We start from the raw sequence: 23,601 nt of genomic DNA on the forward strand, positions 1-23,601 counted from the left end.
CGCGCCACGCGAGCACCACCAGCGACCCACCCAGCGCGAGCCCGGCCGCACCCCGGTCCGCACCCCCGGTCAGCCGCGCCGGAGGCTGCCGTCGACCGGCGTGTCGAGGCGGAACGTCGTGCCGATGTCACCCTCGAAGCCGAAGTCGACGTTCTTCACCACGACCCGCTGCGGGCCGGCCTCGACGATCTGCACGGCGATCGGGTCGGTGCGGCCGGGCCGGCTCAGCGACCACCGGTCGGCGAGATAGCTCAGACCGATCGCCTCCAGCACCCGCCGCCCGTCGTCCTCGTCGCCGGGCCCGCCGAGCGCGTACCCGAACACGGTCACCGGCACGAAGCGCCCGATCTCGTCGTCAGCGGGCCGCAGGAAGCCGAGCAGTTCGCCGTCCTCGTCGCGCCGGGCCTCGATCCAGTTCTGGGGAATCACGGACGCCGACGATACCGTCTAGGGCATGCGCAGATGGACCGCGGCGATCTTCATACTCCTCGTCGGTGGCGTGCTGGTGGCGACGGAGGTGGCCCAGCGCGAAGCCGTGCCGGCGGTGTTCTTCAGCGTGGTGTTCCTGGTGCTCGCGGTAGCCGTGTCGCCACGCGGGTTCCCGAAGTCGCTCCCGGCCGAAGAAGCACAGCGCCGCAGCGCTGAGGACGGGCGGGGCATCGTCTACTGGCGACCCGGCTGCCCGTACTGCGTCCGCCTCCGCACGTCGCTGGGCCGGCGAGCAAGGCGCCTGCACTGGGTCGACATCTGGGCCGACCCGCAGGCCGCAGCCGCGGTACGAGCCCTGGCCGACGGCAACGAGACAGTGCCGACAGTCGTGTTCGGCGCCGAGTCCCGCGTCAACCCCGCGCCGGCGTGGGTCAAGGCTCAGCTGTGACGACACGCAGGGTGTCGAGGGACGGGTCGGCGGCGTAGGCGATCCGCACGCCCGCCTGGCGGGCCTGGTCGAGGGCGGCCAGGGCCGCGGTGCCGCCGTATCGATTCGGTCAGGGCCGTGGTCAGGGGCTCTTCGACCTCGCCACCGCCGGGCAGGACCGTCGTCAGCGCCACGGCCAGGGCGCCGACCTGGCGGACGTCGACCCACTCGTCGATCGCGTGGAGGCCGCCGCCGGAGGGGCCGCCGATGAGGGTGGGGCAGAGCGCTTGCCAGAGCGGCGCCTCCATCCAGTACCTGTGCTCGAGCGGGCTCAGGAATTGTGCTCGAGCAGGCTTAGGAGTTGCGCTTGAACAGGCATCAGGAGGTGTGGACGAACGGGGTCAAGAGGTGTGGACGAACGGTGAGCCGCTGCCTGGCGGCGGAAGGCTCGGTTGGGGGAAGGTCAGCGAAAGGTCCAGCCACTCCACGCCCGACTGGGACGCATCGGTGCCCGGGGACGGCAGTGCGCCCGGTCCGAGGTAGACCAGTTGGTAGTAGTGGCCGTCCACCGCCGCCGGAATGCCCGGCACCGAGAACGTGAACGGCGGCTTGAGGGCTTCGATGCCGCGCGCCGGCCACAGTTTCGCGGCGCCCGGATAGATTCGGCCGTTGCCCTCCGCCGTGTCCAGCACGTAGACCCGCTGGGCGTCGGACAGCGCGCAGGCGTAGCCGTTGCGGGCCGTCGCCGAGAACTGCCCGTTCGCGAACGTCAGCTTCCACGCGGCGATGCAGCTGGTCGCCAGCGCGATCGGCGAGCCGTCGCCGGCCGGGAGGTCGCTCGGCGCCACCGACGGCCTCGGCTGCACGCCGATCGGTGCACCCCCGCCGCCGATGCGCCCGGAGGACAGCCCGACCACCAGGATCAGCCCCACCACGCCCGCGAAGACCCCGGCCAGGGCCAGCCGCCGGCGCCGCCTCAGGTTGACCGGATGCCTTGCCTGTTCGACCGCGGCCAAAGGCCGTCCGGCCCGCCGCACCACCTCGTCCAGGTCCGGAACGGAGTCGTCGAGGAGCAGGTCCGCGTACGCGCGGCGCACCAGCTCCCGGGTCACGTCACGCTCGGCCATGCTCACTCGCCTCCATGATCTGCTGGAATCGGCGCACGTACGGCTGCAGCACCTTGCGCAGCTCGGCCACGTGCGAACGCACGGTCGACTCGCTCATCTCGAGGGCGGCCGCGATGTCCGCGTACGAGTCGTCGTGCAGGAAGTAGAGCAGCGCCACCTGCCGGCGCCGCGGCGGCAGCGAGTCGATCAGCTGCCGCACCGCCCCCTCCAGGCCGAGGCTGTCCTCGACCCGGCTCAGGGCCTCGTCGTCGGCGGCGGGCTCGGTCCACGGCCGGTCCTCCAGACCGATGTACCGCGACTCCGCCTCCGCCCGGCGCCGCGCATAGTTCTTGGCCGTCGTCAGCACGTACGCCCGCCGCTGGGGTGGCCCCAGCTCGCGCAGCCGCTCCCAGCGCTCCAGCATCCGCGCGAAGCCTTCCGCGGTCGCCTCCCGGCCGAGTTCCCGCCCCGCGAACGCGCACATGACGTGCTGCACCCGCGCCGCCTCGGACCGGTAGAACTCCGCGAAGTCCGCCGGTGCCGTACCAATCTCGTGCATCACGTCTATAGAGAGCCGACGGACCCCGAATCCGTCCAGTGGCCACACGGTACCCCGGCCGAGTGAACGATCAATCGCCCAGCGTCACCGTCCCGGGGTGCGTTCGTTACCGGGTCAACACCCCCTCAGGCGAGTGAACGGACCTCACATGCGACCAGGAGTAGGTGGAGCGCACCGATCCCGCGAACGCTGGCTCATGGCGTCCGCGCCGCTCACGCTGGCCGCCGCGGCCGCGGTCCTGGTCGGCGGCCCGTTCTTCGGCCTGTCCGTCCCGGCCGCGGTGCTGCTGGCCGCGGCCGCGTCGGGGCTGCTGCACGCGGCCTGGCTACTGCGGCTGTCCGTGCAGGGCTTCAGCCGGCCGAGCCTGGTGGCGTTGGGCGCCGGCCTGGCCGCCGCGGCCGCGTGCGCCGCCCTGCCGCCGGCCGCACCGTATCTCGGCCCCGCGGCCGGTGTGCTGCTCGTGGCCGGCCTGCTGAGCCTGCCCGGGGTCACCGCCGGGCCGGCGGCCGCGTTCCGCCGCGCGCTCGACGGCGTCTGCGTGGCCCTGTGGAAGTTCCTGGCGCTGCTCGTCCTCGTCCTGGACCTGCACGGCGTTCTCGACCTGCGGGCCGCCCCGGGCCGCACCGTCTTCGTCACGTGCCTGCTGGCCACGTTCGGCCTCACGATCGCCGTGGTCGGTGGTGTCCGCGCCCCGTTCCCGCGCGGGTCCGCGGTCACGGCCGCGGCCGGTGTCGCCGCGGTCGTCCTGGCCGTCGCGATCGTGCCGTTACTGCCGGCCGAGCCGGCCAGACATGACGCCTGGTTGCTCTCCGCGGGCGGCCTGCTCGTTCTGGGTTCGGTACTGGTCTGGGCCGGCGCCTGCCGCTCGGTCGACAAGCAGCCGCCGGCCCGCGTCGCCGACGGCACCCTGATCGGCGACCCGCTCCTGGTCGGCCCGGTCCTGGCGGGCGCCGCGGCGGTCCTCTACGCCCTGGTGAGCCGCGGCCGGATCGGCACGCCGGCGATGGTCATCGGTGCGGCCGCCGTTTTGGCGGTGGTACTGCGTGAAGCCGTCGAAGCGTTGAAGTCCCGCCGGTTCAGCGGTGAACTGGCCGCGGCCCGCAGCGCGTTCACGACGATCGTCGCCGGCTCCAGCGACGTGATCCTGGTCCTGGACAAGGATCTGTCGGTGCGCTGGCAGTCCCCGGCCGCGGCCCGCCAGTTCGGCCTCTCGGACCAGGAGGTGCTGGGCCGCCCCTTCGTCCGCTTGGTCCACGCGGGTGACGTGGCGGCGGTGCGGGAGTCCTTCACGGGCGCGTCGACGCCGGTGCGGACCCGGATCTGTGACGGCTTCGGGGTGTGGCGCCACGTCGAGTACACGGTCAGCGACCTGCGCGACGACCCCGCCGTCGCCGGTGTCGTCATCCACCTCCGCGACGCCGCGGACCGGGTCGCCTTCGAGCGCAGCGCCCGCGTGGACCCGTTGACGGGCCTGGCCAACCGCGGCTCCCTGCTGCGCTCGCTGGAGCCGGGCCACGGCTTCCTGGTGACCGTCGGGCTGGACGGCTTCGCCGGCGTCAACGACCTGCACGGCCCCGAGATCGGCGACGCGCTGCTGGTCGAGGTGGCGGCCCGGATCCGTGCCGCCATCGCCCCGACCGACGTCGCGGCCCGGCTCAACGGCGACGAGTTCGCGGTCTTCACCCCGGTCGACAAGGTCCACGCCTACACCCTGGCGACGCGGCTGATGGGTGAGCTCGGCGAGCCGTATCCGATGCCGGGCACGGTGCTGCAGCTGTCCGCCGGCATCGGTCTGGCCCCGGTCGGCGACGGCCCCGAGGACACCCTCCGCCGCGCCGACCTGGCCCTGCGCCGCGCGAAGCGCACCGGCCGCGGCCGCGTCGAGTGGCACGACGAGTCGGCCGAGGAGGCCTTCGTCCGCCGCGCGACGCTGGAGCAGCACCTGCCGCAGGCGGTCGAGCGCGGCGAGCTGGACCTGGCCTACCAGCCCGTGTACGACCTCGTGGAGGGCCACCCGATCGGCGTGGAGGCCCTGCTGCGCTGGCGGCACCCGCGGCTCGGCACGATCCCGCCCCGCGAGACCCTGGCCGTGGCGCAGGAGCTCGGCCTGAGCGGGCCGATCCACGACTGGGTCCTGTCGCGGGCGGCGCGCCAGCTCTCGCTGTGGCAGCACGAGGGGTACCGCCTCTGGATCTCGGTCAACGTGGGCTTCGACGACTTCACGGACCCGGGCTTCCCGGCCCGCCTGAGCCTGGCCCTGGACAGCCACCAGATCGACCCGCACGACTTCGTGATCGAGCTGGCCGAACGCGACCTCGGCGCCGACCTGGAACGCGTGGCGGAGCCGCTGGCCACCGTCCGCGCCATCGGCGTGCGCACCGCCCTGGACCGCTTCGGCACCGGCGCGACGTCCCTGGCCCACCTGCGCCGGCTCCCGACCGACCTGCTGAAGGTCGACCACACCCTGTTTACGTCCCCGCAGGCGGCCGGCGGCCAGGCCGCCCCGATCATTGACGTGGTCGTGAACCTGGGCCGCCGCCTGGGCGTCACCGTCGTCGCGCACGGCCTCGAGGCCGGCGAACACCTCGAGCTGGTCCGCAAGGCCGGCTGCCGCTACGGCCAGGGCCACTACTACGGCCAGCCCGCCCCCGCCGAACGCATCGAGGCCGCCCTGGTCCGCCAGCGCACCTGGTAGCCGCTCAGCCGACCGGGTGGCCGTCCTCCAGACAGGGAACATCCGCTCCGGCCGCCGCGGCGGAGGCGGCGGCCACCCGGCGGGCCAGCCGCGGTGCCAGTCGCTGTGCGGCCTCGGCGGGCGTGCACCAGGCCCAGCCGAGCAGCTCGTCGGCGGGCAGGGTCAGGGTCGCGGTGACGTCGGGGCCGAGCACGCCGCCGTCGAACACGAACATGACGCCCTCGGTGCGGTCCGGAGCCGGCGGCACCCAGTCGACGGCCAGCAGCCGCCCGGGCGCGAGGTCCAGGCCGAGCTCCTCCCTGACCTCGCGGCGGGCCGCCGCATACGGGGACTCGTCGGCCTCCACCGCACCGCCCGGCAGTTCCCATTCGGGCTTGTATGCCGGCTCGACCAGCAGCACCCGGCCGTCGGAGTCCCGGAACAGCACCGCCGCCGCCATCCGCTTCCGCGGCAGCGACGCCAGGTACTCACCGCGCGATAACGTCATGCACGCACGCTACTGCCCGGCCTAAGGTGTCCCGAATGGGGTTGGAAGCGCTCGGCACACCGACCGGCCCGATCGTCCGGGTGCACGGCGGATACGCGAACCGGATGTATCGGCTCGACACCGATCTGGGATCGTTCGCGGTGAAGGAGCTCAACGTCCTCGACCGGCGGGCGGCCTATCGCGCCGCGGATGTGTTCCGGTTCGAGCGGGCGGCGTTCGCGGCCGGAATCCCGATGCCGGAGCCGATCTCGGTCGGCGACGACCTGCTCGTGCACCGGTGGGTCGAGGGGGAGAAGGTGCCCGAGGAGCCGGTCGCGGCGGCGTTCGCGTTCGAGATCGGGGAGATCCTCGCCCGTATCCACGCGCTCGACGTCCCGTGGACCGACGGCCCGGACGAGGAGCCGGTGGCGCATGACTGGGCCGAGCTCGCCGCGCGGGCGGAGGCCACCGGGCAGCCGTGGGCCGGGGAGCTGAGCGCGCGGGTCGGCACGTTCATGGCGATCGCCGAGTTCGTCGACACCTGCGCGCGGCCCGGGCCGGTCGTGCTGACGCACCGGGACGTCCAGCCGTGGAACCTGCTCGCGCGCGGCGGGCGGCCGGTGCTGCTCGACTGGGAGCTCTCCGGGCGGCTCGACCTGTCGGGGGAGCTCGGCTCGACCGCGCTGAGCCTCGCCAAGGGGCGCGGCTTCGACGACGTCCGGCCCGCGATCTTCCACGCGGTCCTCGACGGGTACGTGGCCGGCGGCGGGACGCTGCCGCCGTGGGGGCCGAGCTGGTTCGTGTTCATGATCGGCGGCTGGCTGGGCCACACGCGGTGGAACATCCTTCGTTGCCTCGCCGGTGTCGAGGCCGGCAGTGGGCCTGACCTGGCGCTGTCGCAGGAATCGGCGGCCGGCGGGGTGCGCGGTCTGCCCGTCCTGTTCGACCGGCTCGAGGACCTTCTCGCGTTACAGCGGAGCTAAGGTTCACGACTCTTACATTTAATATTGTTAACTGATAGCCTTCCTCACCATCGAGTACATCGATGGTTGAGGAGTTCAATGAGATCTCGACGTCGTACATTCGCATTGGCTGCGGGGGCGGCACTGACCATCGTCACGGCCCTGGCGATCGTGCCCATGATCTCGGCGGAGGCCGCCAGCACCGCCGCGCTGGCCGCGTGCACCGCGCCGAACTGGGCCGAAGGCAACACCTACACCGTCGGTCAGCAGGTCACCTACCAGGGGCACACCTACCAGGCCCTGCAGACCCACACCGCCTACCCGGGGACCGGCTGGAACCCGGCGGCGACGCCGTCGCTGTGGAAGGACCTCGGGACCTGCGGGGGGACCGGGCCGACCACGCCGCCGCCGACCACGCCGTCGGGCGTTCCGTCCGCGCCCGCGAACCTGCGGATCACGGGAACGACCAACACCAGCCTCGCGCTGGCGTGGAACGCATCCACCGGTACCGTCACCGGCTATCGGGTCTATGAAGGCAGCACGGTCCGGGCCACCGTCACCGGGACCAGCACCACGGTGTCCGGGCTTTCGGCCGGCACCACGCACACCTACACGGTGAAGGCCTACAACGCGCAGGGCGAGTCCGGCGCGTCGAACAGCGTCACCGGCACCACGACTGGTGGCACGACCAACCCCGGCACGGGCACGGCGGCGCCGTACCTGTACATGGGCTGGGGTGACCCGCCGAACCCGCAGACGGTGCAGCAGGCCACCGGCATCAAGTGGTTCACGATGGCGTTCGTCCTGTCCTCCGGCGGCTGCACGCCGGCGTGGGACGGCAGCCGGCCGCTCACCGGCGGCGTCGACCAGACCGCGATCAACCAGATCCGGGCCGGCGGCGGGGATGTCGTCCCGTCGTTCGGTGGGTGGCAGGGCAACAAGCTCGGCCCGAACTGCTCCACCCCGCAGGCTCTGGCCGGCGCCTACCAGACCGTCATCAACGCGTACGGGTTGAAGGCGATCGACATCGACATCGAGAACACCGACGAGTTCGAGAACGACGCGGTCCGCAACCGGATCGTCGACGCCCTGAAGATCGTGAAGCAGAACAACCCGTCGATCAAGACGATCGTCACGTTCGGCACCGCGACCACGGGCCCCGGCTACTACGCGCAGCAGCTCATCTCGCGGGCGCAGTCGACGGGCGCGAACATCGACGTGTTCACCATCATGCCGTTCGACTTCGGTGGCGGCGCGAACATGTACCAGAGCACCGTCTCCGCCTCCGAGGGCTTGAAGAACATGCTCAAGTCGTCGTTCGGGTGGGACGACGCCACCGCGTACCGGCACATGGGCATCTCGGGCATGAACGGGCTGTCCGACCAGCAGGAGAACACCTCACCGGCGCAGTGGCAGCAGATCCGCGACTACGCCCAGAACAACCACCTGGCCCGCCTGGCGTTCTGGTCGGTCAACCGCGACCGTCCGTGCCCGGGTGGCGGCGTGGTGTCCAACTGCTCCGGGGTGTCGCAGAACAACTGGCAGTACACCCAGATCACGGCCACGTTCACGGGCTGAGCGCAACCGCACGAAGGGGGCTGGCGCCACGGCGCCGGCCCTCGCTTTTTATGTGAACGCGGCGGCCATCTCGGTGAACGACTCCTCCATCACCGACGAGAGTGGCGTCCCCTTCGGGCGGTCCAGCCACTCCCGCACCGCCACCCGCATCGCGACCAGCAGCGCCGCCGCCATCACGCGGGCCCGCACCGGCGGCACGCCCGAGCGGGCGATGACCGTGGCCGTCAGGTCGTCCTCCATCGCGGCGTACGTCGACACCTGGTGGGCGGCGAGGGCCGGGTGGCGGCGGACCAGGCGCACCTGCGTCACCCAATGCGGGTCGCGGGCGCCCAGATCCTCCTGGATCTCCAGGGCCGCGGCCGTCAGCGCCTCCCACGGCGGCTCGGCGAGGGGGCGGTCCCGCACGGCGTCGACCAGGCGGTGGACCCGCTGCCGGTCGCCGTACAGCAGCGCCTCCTCCTTGCTCGCGAAGTAGTTGGAGAACGTGCGCCGGGAGACCTCGGCGGCGTCGGCGATCGCCTCGACGGTGACCTTGTCCAGGCCGAGCTCGATCGACAGCGCCACGGCGGCCTCGTGCAGGGCCTGCCGGGTGGCCACCTTCTTGCGTTCCCGCAGGCCTGTTCCCACGTCCACGATGTTACCTAGTTCTCACTGGGCAAACTTGCGCAATGGGCAAGTTTTTTGGATGCTTGTATCAGGCAAGTATTGAGGGGAGGGGCGATGGAGCACGTCGACGTGCTGCGGGACGGGGTGCGCGCGCTGATGAAGGTCGTGCGCCTGCTCAAGCAGCAGCATCAGCACGAGCCGGGAGCCCTCGCGCCCGGCGTGGTCGGCCTCCTGGCCGTGATCCACGGCCAGGAGCGGCTCCACCTCAAAGAGCTCGCCGCGGCATGCGCGCTCGACCAGTCCACCACCAGCCGGGCGGTCAGCGCGCTCGTGCAGGACGGGCTCGTGCGCCGGGTCGCCGACCCGTGTGACGGGCGGGCGAGCTTCCTCGAACTGACCGAAGCCGGCATCGACGCCATGCGGCGCTCCGACGACTGGTACACCGGCCTGCTGACCGCGGCCCTGCGCGACTGGACCCGCGCGGACGTCGAGCTGTTCGGCGGCCTCCTGCAGCGATTCGCGCAGTCGCTGCTCGAAACCAAGGCACAGCAAGAACCACTGGAGGCAGCACGATGAGTCATCCCACCCATACCGAGGAGCCGATGACCCATCGGCAAGTGCTGGAGGCGCTCAGCGGCCTGCTGCTGGCGCTGTTCGTCGCGATGGTCAGCTCCACGATCGTCTCGACCGCGCTGCCGAAGATCATCGGGGCGCTCAACGGGACGCAGACGCAGTACACCTGGGTCGTCACGGCCACCCTGCTGGCGGCTACCGCGACCACGCCGATCTGGGGCAAGCTGGCCGACCTGTACAGCAAGAAGGTCCTCGTCCAGATCTCGATCCTGATCTACGTCGTAGGCTCCATGTTCGCCGGCATCGCGCAGAGCGCCGGCGAGCTCATCGCCGCCCGGGCGTTCCAGGGCATCGGCGTCGGCGGCCTCCAGGCCCTCGTGCAGGTGGTCATCGCCGCGATGATCCCGCCGCGGGAGCGCGGGCGCTACAACGGGTACCTCGGCGGCGTCATGGCCGTTGCCACGGTCGGCGGCCCGCTGCTCGGCGGCGTCATCGTCGACACCGACTGGCTGGGCTGGCGCTGGTGCTTCTTCGTCGGCGTGCCGGTGGCGATCCTGGCCCTCATCGTGCTGCAGAAGACGCTGCACCTGGTGACGATCCGGCGCGACAACGTGAAGATCGACTACGCGGGTGCGTCGCTGATCGCGGCCGGCGTGAGCGTGCTGCTGATCTGGGTGTCGTTCGTCGACGGATCGTTCGCGTGGGCGTCCTGGCAGACCGCCGTCATGGTCGGAGCCGGAGTGGTACTGCTGGCCGTCGCCGTGTGGGTGGAGTCCCGGGCCGCCGAGCCGGTCGTGCCGCTGAGCATCATCAAGGAGCGGACCACCGCCCTTTCGATCCTGGCGTCGCTCGCGGTCGGCATGGCCATGTTCGGTGGCGCCGTCTTCCTCGGCCAGTACTTCCAGATCGGCCGCGGCTACACGCCCACCGAGGCCGGCCTGCTCACCATCCCGCTGATGGCCGGCGTGCTCATCTCCTCGATCGTGGTCGGGCAGCTCATCACTCGGACCGGCAAGATCAAGCCGTACATCATCGCCGGCACCATCGTGCTGGTCGCGGGCTTCGGCCTGCTGGCGACCATCGACCACGAGACATCGCTGGTGTACGTCAGCGCCGGCATGCTCCTGGTCGGCATCGGCGTCGGCATGTCGATGCAGAACCTGGTCCTCGCGGTGCAGAACACGGTCCAGCTCAAGGACATCGGCGCCGCCAGTGCGACCGTCGCGTTCTTCCGCTCCCTCGGCGGCACGATCGGCGTCTCGGTCCTCGGCGCCGTCCTGGCCCGGCGGGTCACCAGCAACATCACCGAGTCGGTCACGGCCGCGGGCGGACAGGTCCCGGCCGGCGGCGAGACCAGCAACCTGAACCTCAACGCGCTGCCGGAGGCGTTCCAGCACATCGTGCGGGCCGCGTACGGCGACGCCACCGGGCACATCTTCCTCATCTCCGCGGTCATCGCGGTGGTGGGCGTGATCGCGGCCCTGTTCATGAAGCCGGCCACGCTGCGCAGCACCCTCGACCTGTCCGCGAAGCCGGACGAGGAGCGGGTCGGCGCGAACCGGTAAGAAATAAGACCCGATCGGGGCCGGCTCACCCCCTGGAGCCGGCCCCGATCGCTGCTATAAACAAACATGCCGCTCATCGCGCATCTCAGCGATCCGCACATCACGACCGGCGCGTTGTCCGCCGAGCCGGCCTCCGGCCTCTATAGAGCCCTGACCCGCGTGCTCGCGCTGGAGCCCGCCCCCGACTGCGTGATCATCACGGGCGACCTGGTCGACCACGGCCGGCCGGGGGAGTACGAGGTGCTCCGCGAGCTGATCGAGCGGTTCCCGCTGCCGGTCCACCTGGTCCCCGGCAACCATGACGGCCGCGAGGCGCTCCAGCGGGCGTTCGAGCTGCCGGAGACCTTCTACGCGGCCGAGTACGACGCCTTCTCGGTCGTCGTGCTGGACTCCCTCAACCCGACGCTCGGCGACGCCGGCATCCTCGGCCCGGACCAGCTGAGCTGGCTCGACACCACGCTCGCCAAACGGACGGATCGGCCGGCCTTCGTCTGCCTGCACCACCCGCCGATCCGCGTCGGCATTCCCGGCATGGACGCGATCCGGCTGGTCGACGGGCCGGAGCTGGCCGAGGTCGTGGGCCGCCACCCGCACGTCAGCCGGGTGCTCGCCGGCCACCTCCACCGCGTCGTGACGGCCGGCTTCGGCGGGACGATCCTCAGTGTCGCCCCGAGCACCTACCGTCAGGTCGACCTCGGGATGCGGGCCGACCGCCCGGTCTCGTTCGTCGCCGAGCCCACCGGGTTCCTGCTGCACCGCCTCGAAGGCAGCGAGTGCGTCACGCATTTAGTACAAGTCAGTCATACCGGAGCGCCCGTAACCGCCTATTAACCCCTGAAACGCGTGGCACGTTTCCCTATTTGGCCCATAACGCGTGGCACGTTTCCGGGATTTGGCGCTGGGCGGCGGACCGTACCTTGAATGCAGCGCACCTGAACCTGAACCCCGAGAGGAACCACCCCCATGAGCGACTTCGACATTCACGGCTCCGGCCACGAGCTGCACGGCGGCGAGGAGCACGCCTCGCTCGAGGCCGTCGACCAGAACCAGGGTCACGAGCTCGACCACCAGTCCCAGTACGGCATCCTCGAGCGCGACCACCAGAGCTTCGAGCACGAGGAGTTCGAGAACCTCAAGCACATCGAGTACACGGACGCCCAGGGCAACCACTACGAGATCACCGAGTACACGCACTACGAGCACACCGAGATCGAAGAGGACCACACCCTCATGGCCTACGGCCAGGAGAGTGGGGGCGACGCGGGCTTCGGCGCGGCCGACGGCACCGACGCCGGCTTCGGTGAGGCGGGCTTCGGCGAGTCCGGCTTCAGCTCGCACCTGGCCTCCAACCTGGACAGCATCACGTCCCGGTTCGAAAACTTCCTGGGCTCGGGCGTCTCCAGCGACAACGAGATCAACGACGCCAGCGCGTAGCCCGGAGCTCCTCTCTGGGTGAGATTGCGCTCACGGCGCCGGCCGGCGGGACCCCCGCTGACCGGCGCCGTTTCGTCGCGCGGGCGTTGTCAACCGGATTCCGCCCCGGAAATGGCCTGCGAACAGCGCGTTTCCGACGCAGACTGGGTCGCCATGAGCCTCGACGACGACTGGCACTACCTGCCCACCCGGACCCGGGCCGGCGCGCTGCAGCGCGGCCTCGGCCGGGGCGCGGTGCGGGCCGGACAGGACCCGGCCGCCCCGGAGCTGATCTACGCCTGCATCCGCCGCGACCATCGCTGGCTGCCGCTGGACGATCGCGGCGTCTACCTGGCCCGGCTGGTTCGCGACCTCGACCTGCCGGTGGGCCCGATCGTGGCCCGGCTGTTCACCGCCACCGACGAGACCGGCGAGTTCACGCACGTCCTGCGGGTGGCCGAGGCTCTCGCGCGGAGCGGGAGCGAGCCGATGGTGGAGAGTTTGCGGCGGTACGTCCAGATCGGCCACTACTGGCGCGAAGCCCTCACCGCGATCGCCGCCGGGGGCCGGCGCTGGCCGACTGCGTCTCTACCGACTGCGTCTCTACCGACTGCGTCTCTACCGACGAGGCCGGTGTCGCTGGAAACGCCCGCGAACTGGTGGGACGACCTCCTGACGGTCGCCGCCGACCGCCTCGCCTGCTCCGGCCGCCCCCTGCACCTGCCGCCGGGCCCGCCCTGGGGCGACTGGGCGGCCCGCGACGAGCGCATCCAGGCCGCCGTCGCCCACGGCCCCGAACCGCTGCGCGGCCTCGGTGAGCTGCTGAGCGCGGCCGATCTCTACGACGACGACCCGGCGGACGCCGACTCCGAACCATGCCTGGCCGAGCCGGCCGCCGACTCATTGGCTTCCGCCCGGCGCGCGGTCGAAGATCCGGCTTCCGGGGGGTACTGGCGCGGCCTGTGCGTGCTGGCCGAGCACGGGGACGAATCGGACGGGCCCGCGCTGCTGGCCGGCATCGACTGGCTGGACAAACGGGCCGACGACATGTGCGGCTACGACCGGCTCGTCGACGGGCTGGCCAGAGTCGGCGGTGACGCCGCCCGCCAGGCGTTGCCGAAGATCCGGTCGCTGTGGTTCAGCCCGCACTCCTACGAGCGCGCGGCCTACCTGCGGGCCCGGCTGGCACTGGAGCCCGACGCGTGCGCCGGCGCGCTCACCGAGGGGCTGTGGGACTGCGAGGCCGACGTGCGGCTGATCTCGGTCCGGCAGGTGCCCCTCGACGCGAAGCTCGAACGGCGCCTCGAATACCTCCGCGACGACCCGATCGAGCTCCCGGACGTCCGCGCGGCCGCCGCCGAGCGCCTGGCCCTGGAGGCCATGTTCCAGGTGTCGCCGGGCTGACACATCGGCGCAAGTGCGTGCCAAGTGGCCGCCAAGTCCGGTGGTGCAAGCTCATGCCAGCGCCACCGAAGAGGGCCCACCGCAAGGAGTCCTTGCACCACCTAGCTCGAGCTCGCGCTCGGTCCATATAGATATCTGAGCCAGCCCGGCGACACCCTTTCCTCCCCCGGTGTCGCCGGGCTCTCAGTTACTTCGCCTGGCCGCACGTCGCCTGCACCCGCTGGGTCAGCCGGTCGGCGAACGCCGGGTCGCTGATCACCCGCTGCTGGAACTGCTCGACCTGCGCCGCCGTGAGGTCCGTGTAGAGCGGCTGGGACGCGTACGCCGAGGCCATCGCGGCCGGGTCCGTGTACACCTGCGACTGCACCGAACACAGGTGCTGCGCGGTCGCGTCCAGGAAGGTCGTCTCGGGGCGGTCGGCCGCGGTCGCCGACGCCTTCGGAGCCTTCATCTCCTGGTTGGTGTTGTCCGGCCCATTGTTCGACGCTGACTTGCCACACGCGGAAATGCCCGCCGCCACGACGGCCAGGGTGGCCGCGGCGAGCAGGGCCCGGGAGCGGATCATCGAGTGTTGCCACCTCTCTGTGGACATGACGGCGGGCCGGCCGGTGCCGAGGCGACACCGACCGGCCCGATGCCGTTAGGCGACGACGAGCGTGAGCTCGTTCGTGTCGGTGGTGCTGCCGTACTTGAGGCTGACCGTCAGCTTGTAGGTCCCGGCGGCCACGTTCGTCGCGTCGAACTTGACCGCGGCGAAGTCGTCGGTGCCCACGGCCAGGCTGCTGCCCTTGCTCAGGGACGTGAAAGTGCCGGTGTTCTGCGGGTAGCTCACGACCAGGCCGGTCGGCCCACCGGAGACCGTCACCTGCAGGTTGTCCACGCCCGCCTTGCGCGACTGGAAGACCAGCTGCGACCAGACCGGGGTCGCCTTGGGCACGGTCACCTGGGTCGTCTTCTGCACCACGGCGTCACCGGAGACCGACACCACCGGGAGCGTCGCCGTGACCGAGCCGGTCTTGGCGGTACCGGTGCAGTCCGTCGCCCCGTCGGCCTTCACCGTGTAGGAGTAGCTGAGCTTCAGCGGCACCAGGGCGAGCAGGGTGTTGGAGTTCATCGTGACGTTGAACGCGGCGTAGTCCAGGTGCCCGGTGGCCAGCGAGTCGCCCTTGGACAGGGAGCTGTAGGTGGCGGTGTTGGTCGGGTACTTCACCGTGACGCCCGTGCCGCTCGCCGTGACCTTCACGTTGCAGATGTCGTCGCTCGCCGCCCACATCGTGCCCACCCAGCCCGTCTGCCCCGGCAGCATCGGCGCGAGCACCGGCACCACCAGCCCGAGCTCGGGCGTCGCGGCCGCGGCGGGCGTCGCCGCCGGGAGGATGGCGGCCGCACCGGCGGCGCAGGCGAGGGCGATGGAGGCGGAACGGCGCATCGGAGGGGTCCTTCCCAAGATGACTTGCTGTCGAGTGGCTGATCGGCGCGGCGGCCGGGCGGTTGAGCGAAGGCCGTGGTTCGGAACCGGTCCGTCGGGGCTCAAAACCGGTGCGGGAAGTCAGCTGCTCAGAGCGACCCACGACTCGTACTGGTGGACCGCGATGCCGGCGAACGCCGGGTAGCGCTGGGCGGCCGTGTCGACCGCCGACAGGGTCTTGTGCAGCTGCGCCTCCGTGGTGCCGTGGAAGCTGCAGTAGGAGCAGTCGCCGAGCGCCTGCGTCTCCGCGCCCAGCCGCACCGGTTTGGCCAGGGCGCCGGCCCGCCGGAGCAGGTCGTCGGCGACCCCGACGATCGAGTTGGCGCCGGTGGCGGTGTTGCGGTAGCTCATCACCGTGATCCCGGCCACGCGGGCGAGCACGGCGTCGGCGAGGTTCTGCCCGTCCGTGAGCGTGACCGTCGGCAGCCAGAACGGCACGTCGGCCTCCACCGGCAACTCGGTCGCCGCCGACATTTGCTGCAAAAGCGCCAGATATGGGGGTACCAATGCCGCCTGATCTGTTTGCCAGGACGGCAGCAGATAGGGCTCCACGTCCACGTGCAGGGCGTGGAAAAGGCCCGCCGCCGCGGCGCTGTTCGCCCAGGTCAGCGCGGTGGCATGGTCGTTGGTCCAGGACGGGTCGCCACCGAGCGCGTCGAGCATGATCCCGGCCTCGTCGCACAGGCGCTTCAGCGTCGCCAGCCGTTGGAGCTCGGCCGGGCCGGCCGCCGGGTCGTAGTACGCGAACAGCGCCCGCACCCCGTTCGCGGCCGCCCACTCGACCACCGGCCGCGGCGGCTCCGGCTTCCACAGCCACATGGCCCGCGTCCCCGGCGGCGCGACCGCGGTCTCCGGGGCCAGGCCCGGCAGCCGCAGGGGTGTGGCCGCGATCAGCGCGATCCACACGAGGAGCACGCAGAGCCCGGCCTGGGCGGCCGAGTCGAGGACGCGCCGCATATCCGCATCATCGGCCGGTCGTGGGGCATTGTGAGGGTCACGTTGACGATCCGGGGCCGGTGGGACAGGATTGCGCTGCGGTATGTGGAGGAACCCGGTGCGATTCCGGGACGGTCCCGCCACTGTGACCGGGGAGTTCGCACCTCAGCGCACGGACCACGGCCGGCGACGGCGGGAAGGTCGAGGGGCGGCGGCGATCCGGCAGTCAGGAGACTCCGGCCGCTGCGATACCAAGCCACCTCGCGGGCGCGGACCCGCCGAAGGGAAGAGTGCCCGTGACCCCGCCATACCCGTTCTCGGCCGTCGTCGGCCTGGCCGACCTGCGCCTGGCACTGCTGCTCACCGCCGTGTCACCGGCCATCGGGGGCGTCCTCGTCCGCGGCGAGAAGGGCACCGCCAAGTCGACCGTCGTGCGCGCCCTGGCGTCGCTGCTGCCCGACATCGACGTCGTCGCCGGCTGCCGCTTCGCCTGCGACCCGGCCGGCCCCGACCCCGACTGCCCCGACGGCCCCCACACCGTCGACACCGCGCTGACCTCGATTCCGGACGATCCCGGCCTGCCGACCGTCACCGTCGGCGTTGAGCTGGAGCTGGACGCCGTCGGGCCGGGCTCCCAGCGGCGGCGCTCGGCGCTGGTCGAGCTGCCCGTGGGCGCCACCGAGGACCGGGTCGTCGGCACGCTCGACCTGCAGCGGGCCCTCGGCGACGGGGTCAAGGCCTACGAGCCGGGCCTGCTCGCCGCGGCCAACCGCGGGGTCCTCTACGTCGACGAGGTCAACCTGCTCCCGGACCACCTCGTCGACCTGCTCCTGGACGCGGCCGCGATGGGCCGGGCCCACGTCGAGCGGGACGGCGTCTCGGTCAAGCACGCGGCCCGGTTCCTGCTCGTCGGCACCATGAACCCCGAGGAGGGCGAGCCCCGCCCGCAGCTCGTCGACCGGTTCGGCCTGGTCGTCGGGGTCGCCGCGCCGCAGGAGGCCGCACCGCGGGCCGAGGTCGTGCGCCGCCGGCTCGCCTACGAGCTCGACCCGGCCGCGTTCGCCGCCCGCTACGTCGCCGAGGACGCCGCCCTCGCCGAGCGGATCGTGATCGCCCGTTCGCGGCTGGCCGCGGTGTCCCTGCCGGACAAGGAGCTGGACCGGATCGCGAGGATCTGCCTCGCGTACCGCGTCGACGGCCTCCGGGCCGACATCGTGGTCGCCCGCACCGCCGTCGCGCTCGCCGCCTGGCACGGCCGGACCGTCGTCACGAAGGCCGACGTGCGCGACGCGGCCCGCCTCGCGCTGCCGCACCGCCGCCGCCGTGACCCCCTCGACCCGCCGGGCGCCGACCGCGACCGCCTCGAAGAGGTCCTCGAGCAGGAGGCTGGCCCCGACGACGACCCGCCGGACGGCGACGGCCCGCCACCACCGGACGACGGCCCCGACCCCACGCCCGGCCCGCTCGACAATTCGGATATGTCGGAATCGTCGGCGCCGCCGACCGTGCCGGAGCAGTCCGGGCCGCCGCCCGGGCCGGTCGATCCGCCCTCGCCACCCGTGCAGCGGCCACCGGTCGAGACCGACTCATCCGATAAGTCCGACTCGCTGCGCGAGTCTGACTTATCGGATTTATCGGATATGCCCGGTGTTAGCGCGCCGGGACAGCTGGCGTTCGCCGGGCTGCCGTACAAACCGAAGCTGCTCACCATCGCCGGCCGGGCCAACCGCCGGCCGGGCTCCCACGCCGGGCGCCGCTCGCCCGCCGTCTCCCGGCACGGCCGGGTCGTGCGGTCCCGGGCCCCGATCGGCGGCAAGCTCACGAGCCTCCACGTCCCCGACACGATCCGCGCCGCCGCCCTGCGCGGCGCCCGCCGGGCCGAGGCCCGCGACGTCCGGGAGGCGGTCAAGGTCGGCCGGGAGGCGAACCTCGTCCTGTTCGTCGTCGACGCCTCCGGCTCGATGGCCGCGCGGCAGCGCATGGCCGTGGTGAAGACCGCCATCCTGTCGTTGCTGCGGGACGCCTACCAGCGCCGGGACAAGGTGGGGCTGGTCTCGTTCCGGGGCCGCGACGCCGAGCTCGTGCTGGAGCCGACGGCCAGCCACGAGGTCGGGGTCGTGCGCCTGGCCGAGCTGCGCACCGGGGGCCGCACCCCGCTCGCCGCCGGCCTGCGCCGGGCCGCCCGCACCCTGCACGGCGAGCGCCGCCGCGACGCCCGCCGCCGCCCGCTGCTCGTCGTCGTCACCGACGGCCGCTCGACCAGCGGGCCGGACCCGCTGACCGTCGTACCGCTGCTGGCCGGGGTGCCCGCGGTGGTCGTCGACTGCGAGCACGGCCCGATCCGCCTCGGCCTGGCCCGCCGCCTGGCCGCCGCGCTCGAGGCGTCCTGTATTCCACTCAGCAGCCTGGGAGCCTGACAAAGTGCCGCAAGGGAAAGTCGAGAACGTTCCGGACGACGGGCTCACCACGCGCCAGCGGCGTCGGCAGCACGTGCTGGCAGTACACACGGGGCAGGGCAAAGGCAAGTCGACGGCGGCCTTCGGGATGGCCTTGCGCGCCTGGAGTGCCGGCTGGTCCATCGGTGTCTTCCAGTTCGTGAAGAGTCCGAAGTGGAAGGTCGGCGAGGAGACCGCCCTGCGCGCGCTCGGCGCGACCGGCCAGGGTGGCGGCGTCGTGTGGCACAAGATGGGCGAGGGCTGGTCCTGGATCCAGCGCCCCGGCACCGAGCGCGACCACGCCGCCGAGGCGGCCGAGGGCTGGGCCCAGATCAAGCGCGACCTGGCCGCGGAGACCTACCGGTTCTACGTGCTCGACGAGTTCACCTACCCGATCAAGTGGGGCTGGGTCGACATCGCCGACGTCGTCGAGACGCTGCGCGAGCGCCCCGGCAACCAGCACGTCGTCGTCACCGGCCGCGACGCCCACCCCGACCTCATCGAGGCGGCCGACCTGGTCACCGAGATGACGAAGGTCAGGCACCCGATGGACGCCGGGCGAAAAGGCCAGCAGGGCATCGAGTGGTAGCCCGGATCGTCATCGCGGCCCCCGCGTCCGGGCACGGCAAGACGACCGTCGCGACCGGCCTGCTGGCCGCGTTCGCCGCCCGCGGGCGCACGGTCGCGCCGTTCAAGGTCGGGCCCGACTACATCGACCCCGGCTATCACGCGCTCGCCGCCGGCCGCCCGGGCCGCAACCTCGACCCCGTCCTCGTCGGCGAGGAGCTCATCGCGCCGCTGTTCGCGCACGGCGCGGCCGGCACCGACCTGGCCGTCGTCGAGGGCGTCATGGGCCTCTACGACGGCCGAACCGGCGGCGGCGAGCTCGGCTCCACCGCGCACGTCGCCCGGCTGCTGCGGGCCCCGATCGTCCTGGTCGTCGACGCGACCGCGCAGGCCCGCTCGGTCGCCGCGCTCATTCACGGCTTCCGCACGTTCGGCGACGGCCTGCACATCGCCGGCGCCATCCTCAACCGGGTCGGCTCGGACCGGCACGAGCAGATCCTCCGGGACGCGTGCGCCGAGGTCGGCACCCCGGTCCTCGGCGTCCTGCGCCGCCACGACGCGGTCGCCGCGCCGTCCCGCCACCTCGGCCTGGTCCCGGTCGTCGAGCGCTCCGCCGACGCGGCCGCGTCCGTCGCCGCCCTGGCCGACCTGATCGCGGCGAGCGTCGACCTGGACGCGATCGAGGCCGTGGCCCGCTCGGCCCCGCCCCTGAGCGCCGCACCGTGGACGCCGTCGGTGGCCGCACCGGTCGCGGGCCGCCCGGTGGTGGCGGTCGCGGGCGGCCCGGCGTTCTCGTTCGGCTACGCCGAGACCGTCGAGCTGCTCACCGCCGCCGGTGCTCAGGTGGTCACGGTCGACCCGCTGCACGACGAGCGACTGCCGGACGGGGCGCGGGCGCTGGTCGTCGGCGGCGGCTTCCCCGAGGTGTACGCCAAGGAGCTCTCCGCGAACGCCGGCCTGCGGCGCGCGGTGGCCGACCTGGCCGCGGCCGGCGGCGTCATCGCGGCCGAGTGCGCCGGGCTGCTCTGGCTGTGCCGGACCCTCGACGGCAACCCGATGTGCGGGGTCCTGGACGCCGACGCGGCGATGACCCCGTCGCTGACCCTCGGCTACCGCGACGCGGTCGCGCTCACCGACAGCGTCCTCGCCCCGGCCGGCACCCGCGTCACCGGGCACGAGTTCCACCGCACCCGGGTCACACCGGCCGCCGATCCCACCTCCCCGGCCTGGGCCTGGCGGGACGGCCGGGACGGGTTCGTCACCGGCCACGTGCACGCCTCCTACCTGCACCTGCACTGGGCCGGGAACCCTTCGCTGGCCTACCGGCTGGTCGCCGCATGCGCCTAGTCGTCGGCCTCGGCGCCCGCTCGTCGGCCACCCCGGACGAGGTCCTCGCACTGCTGCGGGAGTCCTCTGTGGAGGATGATGCCCTCACCTTGTCCACAGTGGACTCCAGGCGGGCGTTGGCAGCGGTGGTGGCGGCCGAATTCGGGTGGGAAGTGATAGCATTCTCGGCGGAGGAACTGTCTCGGGTCCGGGTTCCTTCACCGTCATCGCGGGTGCGCGACGCTCTCGGCACGGCCAGCGTCGCGGAGGCTGCCGCGCTGCTGGCCGCGGGTGCGGGGAGTGCCGCCGTGCTCCTCGTCGGCAAGCGGTCGTCGGCCTCGGTGACCATCGCCGTCGCCGCGCCCGCGCCCGATGTCGTCGTGGTGGGCGTCGGCGCCGACGGCGATGTGAGCGCGGCGGGCAAGGCGGCGCTGGAGCAGGCCGACGTGGTCTTCGGCGGGCCGCGGCAGCTGGAGCTGGTCACGCTCCCCGGTGCGGACAAGATCGCCTGGCCTTCGCCGCTCGTGCCCGCGCTGCCCCGGCTCCTCGCCGAGCAGCACGGGAAGCGTGTGTGCGTGCTGGCGTCCGGCGACCCGATGCACTACGGGATCGGGACGACGCTCGTGCGGCTCCTCGGGGCTGCGCACGTGACGGTGCTGCCGCAGCCGTCGTCGATCGCCTTTGCCTGCGCGCGGCTCGGGTGGGCCGTCGAGGATACGGAAGTCGTCCGGTCCGTCGATGTATTGCCACGTTGCATCCACAATGGACGAAGGATTCTCGTGCTGTCGGCCGGGAAACAGACCCCGGGCGACGTCTGGCGGATCCTGGAGGCACACGGGTTCGCCGACAGCGACGTCACCATCCTGGAAGACCTCGGATCGGCCACGGAACGCATCCACCACGACCCCGCCGCCGCCCGGCCACTCAACATCGTGGCGATCGAGGCCCGCGGCGCCGGCGGCATCCAGGTCGTGCCGGGGATCGCCGACGACCGGTACGACAGCGACGGCCAGCTCACCAAACGCGAGATCCGCGCCGTCACCCTCGCCGCCCTCGGCCCCCGCCCCGGCGAACTCCTCTGGGACGTCGGCGCCGGCACCGGCAGCATCGCCATCGAATGGGCCCGCGCCCACCACAGCTGCCACGCCGTCGCCTTCGAACGCGACCCCGCCCGCGCCGAACGGATCGGCCGCAACGCACACACCTTCGGCGTACCCGGCATCGACATCGTCACCGGCCCCGCCCCGGAGGCACTGCGGGACCGCACCGACCGGCCCGACGCCGTCTTCATCGGCGGCGGGCTCACCACACCCGGCGTGTTCGACACGTGCTGGGCGGCCCTCGCCCCCGGTGGGCGCCTCGTCGCCAACGCCGTCACCGTCGAATCCGAGCGGCTCGTCGCCGAACTCCACGACCGCCACGGCGGCGAACTCACCCGCATCGCCGTCAACCGCGCCGCCCCCGTCGGCGGCTACCTCGGCTGGCGGCCCATGATGCCCGTGACCCAATGGACGGTACGGAAATGACCGTGTACTTCATCGGCGCCGGACCGGGCGCCGCCGACCTCATCACTGTCCGCGGCCGCGACCGCATCGCCGCCGCCCCCGTCTGCCTCTACGCCGGCAGCCTCGTCCCCGTCGAACTGCTCGCCCACTGCCCGCCCGGTGCCCGCCTCGTCGACACCGCCGACCTCGACCTCGACCAGATCATCGCCGAACTCGTCGCCGCGCACACCGCCGGGCACGACGTCGCCCGGCTGCACTCCGGCGACCCGTCCGTGTTCAGCGCCATGGCCGAGCAGCTGCGCCGCCTCGACGCGGCCGGCGTCCCCTACGAGATCGTGCCCGGCGTCCCCGCCTTCGCCGCCGCGGCCGCCGCGCTGGGCCGCGAGCTCACCGTCCCCGGCGTGGCGCAGTCGGTCATCCTCACCCGTACCGCCGCCCGGGCCACCCCGATGCCACCCGGCGAGCAGCTCGCCACCCTCGCCGCGAGCCGGGCCACCCTCGTCCTGCACCTCGCCGTCCAGCGCATCGACGCCCTCGCCCCGGAGCTCGCCGAGCACTACGGCCCCGGCTGCCCGGCCGCCGTCGTCGCCTACGCCAGCCGCCCCGGCGAGATCATCCTCCGCGGCACCCTCGCCGACATCGCCGGCCAGGTCCGTGCGGCCGGCATCAAACGCACCGCCGTCATCATCGTCGGCCCGGCCCTCGCCGCCGAGGCGTTCCCCGACAGCCACCTGTACTCGACCACCCGCGAGCGCCACCGCTCGGCCGGTTAGCCCAAGGCGATCCAGACGTCGTCGAGGGCACCGTGGAACTGGTCGTTGTTCAGCCCGTTGCCCTTGCCACCCACGCTCAGCGGCACCGAGTTGGTGATGGCCAGGGTCGCCGGGATCGCGGTCGTCGCGCGCACGGCGTCGTCGACCAGCAGCGTCAGCGTCGCGCCCGCGCGGCGGCACTCCAGCCGGTGCCACTGCCCGTCGGCGACCGACACGTCGGACTGGGCCACGTGAATACCGCGGACCACATTGTCCGCCATCACGCAGCTGGGCCGGCCGGCCGCCCCGTCGACCTGCAGCTTGTACTGGCTGCCGGCGGTGGAGTACCCCTTCTGCAGCACATTTTCGCCCTTGCCGGTCTGACCCTTCGCCAGCCGCACCGAGGCCCCGTAGCGGATCGGGCCGGTGCCCGGGTTGAGCTCGGGCGCGTCCGGGGCCTGCAGCACCGCGTGCGGGCACTTCTTGGCCTTGCCCTTGCACTTGGCCGGGAACGCCGCGGCCAGGCCCGCCGCGCCCGGTGACAGCTTGACCTTGCCGCCGTGGCCGCCGAACGGGAGCAGGTTGTGGCCGTGGCCCGAGTCGTCGGCAACCGGCCCGCCGGCCTTCACCGCGTCGAAGCTGTAGCGGGCGACGACCACCGGGGCCGGGGCGTCGGCCGCCGCGGCCATCGAGACGTCGAGCAGGACGGCGCCCCCGGCCAGCGTCGCCGTCAGAATCCCCCATGTCCTCATGTCCGAAATGTGCCATATCCCGGGATTCCCAAACATGACATTCCACCATCGTGTTGGTCACTCTCCGCGTCCGATCG

The 23,601-nt window shown here is 72.4% G+C and carries 23 protein-coding genes and 1 riboswitch; of the genes, 14 read left to right on the top strand and 9 right to left on the bottom strand.

The genetic code is table 11. From position 1 onward, the window contains the following. Positions 1 to 69: 69 nt before the first annotated feature. Complete coding sequence (locus tag ACIA8L_RS18165; protein ID WP_395905710.1) at positions 70 to 429, bottom strand: hypothetical protein; 360 nt, start codon at positions 427 to 429, stop codon at positions 70 to 72. 25 nt (positions 430 to 454) lie between these two features. Between ACIA8L_RS18165 and ACIA8L_RS18170 the strand changes: the two genes are divergently transcribed. After that, positions 455 to 877, top strand: a complete 423-nt coding sequence (locus ACIA8L_RS18170; RefSeq protein ID WP_395905712.1) for a glutaredoxin domain-containing protein — start codon at positions 455 to 457, stop codon at positions 875 to 877. A 380-nt stretch (positions 878 to 1,257) separates the two neighbouring features. Here the strand turns inward: ACIA8L_RS18170 and ACIA8L_RS18175 are convergent, their stop codons facing one another. Together ACIA8L_RS18175 and ACIA8L_RS18180 are read right to left on the bottom strand one after the other, a co-directional pair. Next, a complete protein-coding gene (locus ACIA8L_RS18175; RefSeq protein ID WP_395905714.1) occupies positions 1,258 to 1,983 on the bottom strand; it encodes a hypothetical protein in 726 nt (241 codons plus the stop codon). Then, positions 1,970 to 2,521 (bottom strand): RNA polymerase sigma factor, encoded by a 552-nt coding sequence (locus ACIA8L_RS18180; RefSeq protein ID WP_395905716.1) that lies wholly within the window; start codon positions 2,519 to 2,521, stop codon positions 1,970 to 1,972. Before ACIA8L_RS18180 ends, ACIA8L_RS18175 begins: the two co-directional genes overlap by 14 nt. A gap of 196 nt (positions 2,522 to 2,717) precedes the next feature. Between ACIA8L_RS18180 and ACIA8L_RS18185 the strand changes: the two genes are divergently transcribed. Next, the gene (locus tag ACIA8L_RS18185) at positions 2,718 to 5,216 is read left to right on the top strand and encodes a putative bifunctional diguanylate cyclase/phosphodiesterase (protein ID WP_395905718.1); all 2,499 of its coding nucleotides are present in this window, start codon (positions 2,718 to 2,720) and stop codon (positions 5,214 to 5,216) included. Positions 5,217 to 5,220: 4 nt separating this feature from the next. Here the strand turns inward: ACIA8L_RS18185 and ACIA8L_RS18190 are convergent, their stop codons facing one another. Further along, positions 5,221 to 5,703 carry an NUDIX domain-containing protein gene (locus tag ACIA8L_RS18190; protein ID WP_395905720.1) on the bottom strand — a complete coding sequence of 161 codons (483 nt, stop codon included), beginning with the start codon at positions 5,701 to 5,703 and terminating at the stop codon, positions 5,221 to 5,223. Between the two features lie 35 nt (positions 5,704 to 5,738). Here ACIA8L_RS18190 and ACIA8L_RS18195 point away from each other — a divergent pair, with 35 nt between their 5' ends. Both ACIA8L_RS18195 and ACIA8L_RS18200 read left to right on the top strand, forming a co-directional pair. Then, a complete protein-coding gene (locus ACIA8L_RS18195; RefSeq protein ID WP_395905722.1) occupies positions 5,739 to 6,665 on the top strand; it encodes a phosphotransferase family protein in 927 nt (308 codons plus the stop codon). Between the two features lie 78 nt (positions 6,666 to 6,743). Further along, positions 6,744 to 8,222 (top strand): carbohydrate-binding protein, encoded by a 1,479-nt coding sequence (locus ACIA8L_RS18200; RefSeq protein ID WP_395905724.1) that lies wholly within the window; start codon positions 6,744 to 6,746, stop codon positions 8,220 to 8,222. Between the two features lie 48 nt (positions 8,223 to 8,270). Here ACIA8L_RS18200 and ACIA8L_RS18205 read toward each other — a convergent pair whose 3' ends face one another. Further along, entirely contained in the window at positions 8,271 to 8,849 is a 579-nt protein-coding gene (locus tag ACIA8L_RS18205) for a TetR/AcrR family transcriptional regulator (RefSeq protein WP_395905726.1), read from the bottom strand. Positions 8,850 to 8,942: 93 nt separating this feature from the next. On the opposite strand from ACIA8L_RS18205, the gene ACIA8L_RS18210 reads away from it, so the two are divergent. The 5 genes from ACIA8L_RS18210 (at position 8,943) to ACIA8L_RS18230 (ending at position 13,783) form a co-directional block, all read left to right on the top strand. Next, complete coding sequence (locus ACIA8L_RS18210) at positions 8,943 to 9,404, top strand: MarR family winged helix-turn-helix transcriptional regulator (RefSeq protein ID WP_395905728.1); 462 nt, start codon at positions 8,943 to 8,945, stop codon at positions 9,402 to 9,404. Further along, on the top strand, positions 9,401 to 10,966 hold the full coding sequence (locus ACIA8L_RS18215; protein WP_395905730.1) for an MDR family MFS transporter: 1,566 nt from the start codon (positions 9,401 to 9,403) through the stop codon (positions 10,964 to 10,966). Before ACIA8L_RS18210 ends, ACIA8L_RS18215 begins: the two co-directional genes overlap by 4 nt. Positions 10,967 to 11,032: 66 nt before the next feature. Continuing rightward, on the top strand, positions 11,033 to 11,797 hold the full coding sequence (locus ACIA8L_RS18220) for a phosphodiesterase (RefSeq protein ID WP_395905732.1): 765 nt from the start codon (positions 11,033 to 11,035) through the stop codon (positions 11,795 to 11,797). Between the two features lie 132 nt (positions 11,798 to 11,929). Beyond that, a complete protein-coding gene (locus tag ACIA8L_RS18225; RefSeq protein ID WP_395905734.1) occupies positions 11,930 to 12,400 on the top strand; it encodes a hypothetical protein in 471 nt (156 codons plus the stop codon). Between the two features lie 153 nt (positions 12,401 to 12,553). Then, on the top strand, positions 12,554 to 13,783 hold the full coding sequence (locus ACIA8L_RS18230; protein WP_395905736.1) for a hypothetical protein: 1,230 nt from the start codon (positions 12,554 to 12,556) through the stop codon (positions 13,781 to 13,783). A gap of 187 nt (positions 13,784 to 13,970) precedes the next feature. Here ACIA8L_RS18230 and ACIA8L_RS18235 read toward each other — a convergent pair whose 3' ends face one another. The 3 genes from ACIA8L_RS18235 to ACIA8L_RS18245 form a co-directional block, all read right to left on the bottom strand. After that, entirely contained in the window at positions 13,971 to 14,348 is a 378-nt protein-coding gene (locus ACIA8L_RS18235; RefSeq protein WP_395905738.1) for a hypothetical protein, read from the bottom strand. A gap of 75 nt (positions 14,349 to 14,423) precedes the next feature. After that, on the bottom strand, positions 14,424 to 15,212 hold the full coding sequence (locus ACIA8L_RS18240; protein WP_395905740.1) for a hypothetical protein: 789 nt from the start codon (positions 15,210 to 15,212) through the stop codon (positions 14,424 to 14,426). 120 nt (positions 15,213 to 15,332) lie between these two features. Next, the gene (locus ACIA8L_RS18245) at positions 15,333 to 16,208 is read right to left on the bottom strand and encodes a hypothetical protein (protein ID WP_395905742.1); all 876 of its coding nucleotides are present in this window, start codon (positions 16,206 to 16,208) and stop codon (positions 15,333 to 15,335) included. An 87-nt stretch (positions 16,209 to 16,295) separates the two neighbouring features. After that, positions 16,296 to 16,424: riboswitch (cobalamin riboswitch) on the top strand. Positions 16,425 to 16,483: 59 nt separating this feature from the next. Between ACIA8L_RS18245 and ACIA8L_RS18250 the strand changes: the two genes are divergently transcribed. The 5 genes from ACIA8L_RS18250 to cobM are packed head-to-tail and all read left to right on the top strand — an operon-like array spanning position 16,484 to position 22,793. Next, a complete protein-coding gene (locus ACIA8L_RS18250; protein ID WP_395905744.1) occupies positions 16,484 to 18,604 on the top strand; it encodes a VWA domain-containing protein in 2,121 nt (706 codons plus the stop codon). Between the two features lie 4 nt (positions 18,605 to 18,608). Beyond that, positions 18,609 to 19,211, top strand: coding sequence for a cob(I)yrinic acid a,c-diamide adenosyltransferase (gene cobO / locus ACIA8L_RS18255; RefSeq protein WP_395905746.1), 603 nt, complete (start codon positions 18,609 to 18,611; stop codon positions 19,209 to 19,211). Beyond that, positions 19,205 to 20,536 carry a cobyrinate a,c-diamide synthase gene (locus ACIA8L_RS18260; protein WP_395905748.1) on the top strand — a complete coding sequence of 444 codons (1,332 nt, stop codon included), beginning with the start codon at positions 19,205 to 19,207 and terminating at the stop codon, positions 20,534 to 20,536. The genes cobO and ACIA8L_RS18260 overlap by 7 nt, the downstream gene beginning before the upstream one ends. Further along, positions 20,527 to 22,041: a precorrin-6y C5,15-methyltransferase (decarboxylating) subunit CbiE gene (gene cbiE, locus ACIA8L_RS18265; RefSeq protein ID WP_395905750.1), complete on the top strand. Its 1,515-nt coding sequence runs from the start codon at positions 20,527 to 20,529 to the stop codon at positions 22,039 to 22,041. Before ACIA8L_RS18260 ends, cbiE begins: the two co-directional genes overlap by 10 nt. Beyond that, positions 22,038 to 22,793: a precorrin-4 C(11)-methyltransferase gene (cobM, locus tag ACIA8L_RS18270; RefSeq protein WP_395905752.1), complete on the top strand. Its 756-nt coding sequence runs from the start codon at positions 22,038 to 22,040 to the stop codon at positions 22,791 to 22,793. The genes cbiE and cobM overlap by 4 nt, the downstream gene beginning before the upstream one ends. Here cobM and ACIA8L_RS18275 read toward each other — a convergent pair. Then, a complete protein-coding gene (locus ACIA8L_RS18275) occupies positions 22,790 to 23,524 on the bottom strand; it encodes a laminin G domain-containing protein (RefSeq protein ID WP_395905754.1) in 735 nt (244 codons plus the stop codon). The genes cobM and ACIA8L_RS18275 overlap by 4 nt on opposite strands. Positions 23,525 to 23,601 lie beyond the last annotated feature (77 nt).

It is taken from the genome of Dactylosporangium sp. NPDC051541 (assembly GCF_044454505.1).
In the GTDB taxonomy this organism is placed as follows: domain Bacteria; phylum Actinomycetota; class Actinomycetes; order Mycobacteriales; family Micromonosporaceae; genus Dactylosporangium.

Bases quoted from the DNA above. Each gene is read 5' to 3' on its own strand.
- ACIA8L_RS18170 (WP_395905712.1), top strand. From the start codon at position 455: ATGCGCAGATGGACCGCGGCGATCTTCATACTCCTCGTCGGTGGCGTG.
- ACIA8L_RS18175 (WP_395905714.1), bottom strand. From the start codon at position 1,983: ATGGCCGAGCGTGACGTGACCCGGGAGCTGGTGCGCCGCGCGTACGCG.
- ACIA8L_RS18180 (WP_395905716.1), bottom strand. From the start codon at position 2,521: ATGCACGAGATTGGTACGGCACCGGCGGACTTCGCGGAGTTCTACCGG.
- ACIA8L_RS18185 (WP_395905718.1), top strand. From the start codon at position 2,718: ATGGCGTCCGCGCCGCTCACGCTGGCCGCCGCGGCCGCGGTCCTGGTC.
- ACIA8L_RS18190 (WP_395905720.1), bottom strand. From the start codon at position 5,703: ATGACGTTATCGCGCGGTGAGTACCTGGCGTCGCTGCCGCGGAAGCGG.
- ACIA8L_RS18195 (WP_395905722.1), top strand. From the start codon at position 5,739: ATGGGGTTGGAAGCGCTCGGCACACCGACCGGCCCGATCGTCCGGGTG.
- ACIA8L_RS18200 (WP_395905724.1), top strand. From the start codon at position 6,744: ATGAGATCTCGACGTCGTACATTCGCATTGGCTGCGGGGGCGGCACTG.
- ACIA8L_RS18210 (WP_395905728.1), top strand. From the start codon at position 8,943: ATGGAGCACGTCGACGTGCTGCGGGACGGGGTGCGCGCGCTGATGAAG.
- ACIA8L_RS18215 (WP_395905730.1), top strand. From the start codon at position 9,401: ATGAGTCATCCCACCCATACCGAGGAGCCGATGACCCATCGGCAAGTG.
- ACIA8L_RS18220 (WP_395905732.1), top strand. From the start codon at position 11,033: ATGCCGCTCATCGCGCATCTCAGCGATCCGCACATCACGACCGGCGCG.
- ACIA8L_RS18225 (WP_395905734.1), top strand. From the start codon at position 11,930: ATGAGCGACTTCGACATTCACGGCTCCGGCCACGAGCTGCACGGCGGC.
- ACIA8L_RS18230 (WP_395905736.1), top strand. From the start codon at position 12,554: ATGAGCCTCGACGACGACTGGCACTACCTGCCCACCCGGACCCGGGCC.
- ACIA8L_RS18235 (WP_395905738.1), bottom strand. From the start codon at position 14,348: ATGATCCGCTCCCGGGCCCTGCTCGCCGCGGCCACCCTGGCCGTCGTG.
- ACIA8L_RS18240 (WP_395905740.1), bottom strand. From the start codon at position 15,212: ATGCGCCGTTCCGCCTCCATCGCCCTCGCCTGCGCCGCCGGTGCGGCC.
- ACIA8L_RS18245 (WP_395905742.1), bottom strand. From the start codon at position 16,208: ATGCGGCGCGTCCTCGACTCGGCCGCCCAGGCCGGGCTCTGCGTGCTC.
- cbiE (WP_395905750.1), top strand. From the start codon at position 20,527: ATGCGCCTAGTCGTCGGCCTCGGCGCCCGCTCGTCGGCCACCCCGGAC.
- cobM (WP_395905752.1), top strand. From the start codon at position 22,038: ATGACCGTGTACTTCATCGGCGCCGGACCGGGCGCCGCCGACCTCATC.
- ACIA8L_RS18275 (WP_395905754.1), bottom strand. From the start codon at position 23,524: ATGAGGACATGGGGGATTCTGACGGCGACGCTGGCCGGGGGCGCCGTC.